Source organism: Treponema sp. R8-4-B8 (assembly GCF_054786175.1).
In genome coordinates this window covers 1-448 of record NZ_BDHE01000401.1, presented here as the reverse complement: position 1 = coordinate 448, position 448 = coordinate 1, and the positions used below count along the sequence as shown (strand labels likewise).

Below are 448 nucleotides of genomic sequence, written 5' to 3'. Positions count from 1 at the left end.
TATAAAACTTCAGTTTTAATAATATCGCACGATCTTTCGATAATACGTCAATTTTGCAGCCGCTTCCTTGTCATGTACGCGGGAAGAATCGTCGAAGAAGGGCAAGCGGGCGCGTTTTTCTCCCCCCTTCATCCGTATACAAACGCCCTATTAAATGCAATTCCAGAAAAAGAAAAACGCGGTAAAAAACTGAACAGTATTCACGGCAAAGTTCCTTCGATATATGACAACTTTCCCGGCTGCCCTTTCGCTCCCCGTTGCGAAAAAGCCCAAAGCATCTGTTCTCAAAGTTTACCTCCCCAAAAAGAAATTAACAGCGCGAAAGTTCGTTGCTATTTTCCGTCTACCGGAGGCTGTAATGCCTGACACTCCCCTGCTTTCAATCCGTAACGTCTCATGCGCTTATGTCAGCAAAAGATTCGATCTTTTTGGAAAAAAAGAAATTAAG

1 protein-coding gene is annotated in these 448 nt (G+C 43.3%); it reads left to right on the top strand.

Features of this window, described 5'->3' with window-relative positions:
• Positions 1 to 366 (top strand): oligopeptide/dipeptide ABC transporter ATP-binding protein (locus ACYVRA_RS08955; RefSeq protein ID WP_461252364.1); only part of this gene is annotated, 366 nt, incomplete at its 5' end.
• Positions 367 to 448: the final 82 nt, after the last annotated feature.